The sequence below is a fragment of the Alcanivorax sp. HI0083 genome (assembly GCF_001635175.1).
Genome location: NZ_LWFX01001152.1, coordinates 1 through 2930 on the forward strand (window position 1 = coordinate 1; position 2930 = coordinate 2930).

The window sequence follows — 2930 nt, forward strand, 5'->3', positions numbered from 1 at the left end:
CCAGCACCAGGCATGCAAAGGCATACATCAAGCTGGCACGGTGGGCGATGTCCACATAGTAATGCGCCCGGGCTTTCTCACTATTGGCCACCTGCACATACTTCCAGGCGCCGGTCAGCAAGCCGACCAGAAAAAAGATGCCACAGCCCCAAAGCGCCCATTGATCCGCTGTCATTCCCTGCCCCTGTATTCGGTGTTAATTACATTTCAAAAAAGTGTGCCAACCGTTCCTGCATCATTGGCTCCGCATGGCAGAAGCGGCGGCGCCCTTCACGCTCCACACGGATCAGCCCCGCCTCCGACAGCTCCCGAACATGGTGGGACACTGTCGGTGCGCCAATATTGAGCCGCTGCATAAAATCCCCAAACGCACAGCCGGCAGGCACCTTGGCCAGATCCGCCTGACCATGCTGGCGACAGTGATCCACAATTACCTGGTATATGCGCAACCGATTGGGGTTGGACAGCGCACGAAAGGCTGCAGCAAGCTGCTCCGCCGTCACAGTGTCTTTCTGTGCCAAAACCGGCACCTCCCGGGAAAATAGTTTGACGGTCATAAAACTAACTTATAGTTTGATCCTCATCAAACTATATCGTTGCGGCATTTCTTGTCGCCACTGTTCGTCGCCATCGGAGGAGACACTGTGAACCACGCTGATATTCTCGGCCAGACCCTGGCATTGCCCTGCGGAATCACCCTGCCCAACCGTTTCGGCAAATCGGCCATGAGCGAAGCACTCGGCACCATCGACAACCATGTAACCCCGAAACTGGAACGGCTGTACGGCCGCTGGGCCCAGGGCGGCACCGGCCTGGTGATTACCGGGAATATCATGATCGACCGACGCCACACCGGCGAGCCGAACAACGTGGTCGTGGAGGATGAGCGTGACATGCCATTGCTGAAACGCTGGGCGGAGGCCGGCAAGTCCCGGGGCGGGGCGATCTGGGTACAGCTCAACCATCCCGGCAAGCAGATTCCCCGTATGCTGGCCAGCGGCGACACCCTTGCCCCCTCAGCCGTGCCCTTTGGCAAGGAACTGAAAAGCGCGTTCAAGACACCCCGAGCGCTGAGCGAAGAGGAAATTCAGGAGATCATCCAGCGGTTCGCCACCAGCGCCCGTATCTGCCAGAAAGCCGGTTTCACCGGTGTGCAAATTCATGGCGCCCACGGCTATCTGGTCAGCCAGTTTCTCTCCGGACATCACAACCGCCGCACCGATCAATGGGGCGGTTCACTGGCAAACCGCATGCGTTTCCCGCTGGAAATTTACCGGGCTATCCGTCAGGCCGTTGGCGATGATTACCCTGTCAGCATCAAACTCAATTCCGCCGATTTCCAACGGGGCGGTTTTAGCGAAGAAGAATCCATGACCGTGGCCGAAACACTGGCCAGCGAGGGTCTCGATCTGCTGGAAATTTCCGGGGGCAACTACGAGAACCCGGCCATGGCCGGTGCCAAGGGCGTACGGGAAAGTACCGCCAACCGGGAAGCCTACTTCCTGGATTACGCCAACGAAATCCGCAAGCGGGTTTCCATTCCGTTGATGGTTACCGGCGGCTTCCGCTCGGCCAAAGCCATGGCGCAAGCCGTGGACAGCGGTGCCACCGATATCATCGGCATCGCCCGCCCCCTGGCCGTGGAACCGGATCTTCCCAACGCCATCCTGGCGGGCCAGAGTGGCGTTGTCAGCCGCGTTACCCCGCGCAAAACCGGTATCAAGACCATCGACAACATGGCCATGATGGAAGTGTCCTGGTTCTCCCGCCAGCTGCATCGCATGGGCACAGGCAAAGACCCAAAGCCGGACGAGAGCGTACTGCTCGCCCTGTTCAAGGTTATCGCCACCATGGGTGTCGGCAGCTTTAAGACCCGCCGTCTGCGGGCGAATAACTGACAGACAACAGCTTCGAGTTTCGAGTTTCGAGTTTCGAGTTTCGAGTTTCGAGTTTCGAGTTTCGCATAAATGGTGACGCCCTCTGCAGTCACCGAAACAAAAAAGCCCCGACGTGAGCCGGGGCTTTTTTGTTTTTCTCGTTGCTAGCCGCTAGAAGCCAGGGATCCTCTGCTTTACAACTTCGCTGCCACTTCCGCGCCCTGCTTGATCGCGCGTTTGGCATCCAGCTCGGCCGCCAGATGCGCGCCACCAATCAGGTGGAAGTTCTTGCCGTCTTCCTTGTACAGCTCACGCAGGGATTCCTGCCCGGCACAGAGAATCACGTTATCCACGTCAAGCACCCGGCTTTCTTCACCCATCTTGATATGCAGGCCCGCATCATCAATTTTTTCGTAGCTGCAGTTTTTCAGCATTTCCACGTTGCGGGACTTGAGCGTGGCGCGGTGTACCCAGCCGGAGGTTTTGCCCAGATCCTTGCCCAGCGGGGTCGGTTTGCGCTGCAGCAAGGTGATCTGGCGAGCCGGTTTTTCCGGTGCCGCTTTCACCAGGCCACCGGGGGTGTCACCCGCCATATCCACGCCCCACTCTTTCATCCACTCCGGTAATGGCTGCTCGCCTTCGCGGGGATGTTCAGCCAGAAACTCGGACACATCGAAGCCAATACCACCGGCACCAATGACCGCCACTTTCTCACCCACCTGGGCGTTGCCACGCAGCACGTCCACGTAAGACAACACCTTGGGATGATCCACACCGGGGATGCCCGGGGTACGCGGAACCACACCCGTAGCAATCACGATTTCGTCAAAGCCCGCCGCTTCCAGATCGGCAATTTCAACGCGCGTATTCAGCTTCATGGTAACGCCGGTGCTTTCCAGTTTTTTGCTGAAATAGCGAATGGTGTTGTGAAACTCTTCCTTGCCGGGCACTACCTTGGCCATATTAAACTGACCACCAATTTCCCCCGCCTGATCAAACAGGGTCACCGCATGGCCTCGCTCTGCCGCCACCGTGGCACAGGACAAGCCCGCC

Annotated in this window: 3 protein-coding genes; 1 reads left to right on the forward strand and 2 read right to left on the reverse strand. The window is 58.3% G+C overall.

Going from position 1 to position 2930, the window contains the following annotated elements; genetic code table 11:
- Positions 1 to 200: 200 nt before the first annotated feature.
- The gene (locus A3754_RS16365) at positions 201 to 557 is read right to left on the reverse strand and encodes a helix-turn-helix transcriptional regulator (protein WP_007150890.1); all 357 of its coding nucleotides are present in this window, start codon (positions 555 to 557) and stop codon (positions 201 to 203) included.
- An 87-nt stretch (positions 558 to 644) separates the two neighbouring features.
- Here A3754_RS16365 and A3754_RS16370 point away from each other — a divergent pair, with 87 nt between their 5' ends.
- Complete coding sequence (locus A3754_RS16370) at positions 645 to 1898, forward strand: NADH:flavin oxidoreductase/NADH oxidase family protein (RefSeq protein WP_063520557.1); 1254 nt, start codon at positions 645 to 647, stop codon at positions 1896 to 1898.
- Positions 1899 to 2071: 173 nt separating this feature from the next.
- Here the strand turns inward: A3754_RS16370 and A3754_RS16375 are convergent.
- Positions 2072 to 2930 (reverse strand): FAD/NAD(P)-binding oxidoreductase (locus A3754_RS16375; protein WP_156497031.1); only part of this gene is annotated, 859 nt, incomplete at its 5' end.